The following is a 1069-nucleotide window of genomic DNA, read 5'->3' on the forward strand; positions in this document are numbered from 1 at the left end:
GACTTGTTGCCGAGGATGAACTCCACGTGCCGGTACATGTACGACTGCTGCCCCGAGGCAATGCCCAGCGTGTTGCGGAACTGGTTGAACTCGTGCGGCGTGATGGTCGAGAGCACGTCCCAGGTCTTGCCGAGGAATTCGAGCAACGCACGCACGCGCGGCACCAGTTGCAGCGCGCCGGCCACGTCGTCGGCCCGGATGCGCGACTGCATGTTGGCCAGCTCGTAGTGCATCGCCTTGAAGGTCAGTTCCTTGCAGTGCGTGATGCACATGAAGACCATCTCGTCGTGGCCTTCGCTGCGCATGTGCTGCAGGCTCAGCAGCAAGTCGTTGCGCTGGTGCTCCAGGTAGGGGTTGCTGCTGCCCTCGAAGGCCACCAGCGGCTCGCCGTCGGTGTTGCGCACGGTGGCCGCGCGCTGCTGGTTGTCGCCGATGACGATGGGTTTGACCAGCGACAGTTCGAGCGCGGGGTTGCGCACTTCGGGAATGACTCTTTTGCGTGGGGTGGCCATGCGCCGATTGTTCGGCCCGCGCGCAGCCGCCTCAACCTCCGGCACACCGGATTTGGGCACCGACCGTCCGGGACGGTGGATTCAGTCGGATTCGGGCCCGCCCTGCTGGCGGGCATACGCGCTCGGCGTCATGCCCGTCCAGCGCTGGAAGGCGCGCGAGAACGCCTTCTCCGACGCATAGCCGACCGCCTCGGCCACCTGGTGCAGGCTCAGCTGCCGGTTCTTGAGCTTCTCGGCTGCCAGCGGCATGCGGTACGAGCCCAGGTAGTGCATGGGCGTGACGCCCACCAGCGCGCGAAAGCGCTCGCTGAAGATGGTGCGCGACAGGTAGCTGGCTTGCGCCAGCGTGGCGACCGACCACGGATGCTCGGGCCGCTCGTGCATCAGCGACATCGCGCGGGCGATGCTCTCGTCGTCCAGCCCGCGCAGCCTGCCGAGCTGCTCGCCCTGGCTCTGCGCCTGCGGCTGGGCATAGAGGTGCTCGCACAGGATGTGCACCAGCAGCAGGTCGGCCATGCGCGCCGCCGACAGTTGCCAGCCCGGGCGCTGGGCCACGG

2 protein-coding genes are annotated in these 1069 nt (G+C 67.4%); both read right to left on the minus strand.

Annotation, left to right across the window (positions count from 1 at the left end; genetic code table 11):
* Nucleotides 1-512: tryptophan 2,3-dioxygenase family protein (locus ACSFA2_RS25795; protein ID WP_435458167.1), on the minus strand; the 512-nt coding region annotated here is incomplete at its 3' end.
* Between the two features lie 81 nt (nucleotides 513-593).
* On the minus strand, nucleotides 594-1069 hold a 476-nt coding region (locus ACSFA2_RS25800; RefSeq protein ID WP_435458168.1), incomplete at its 5' end, for a helix-turn-helix domain-containing protein.

Origin of the sequence: Variovorax cryoconiti (assembly GCF_051216395.1) — a bacterium.
In the GTDB taxonomy this organism is placed as follows: domain Bacteria; phylum Pseudomonadota; class Gammaproteobacteria; order Burkholderiales; family Burkholderiaceae_C; genus Variovorax.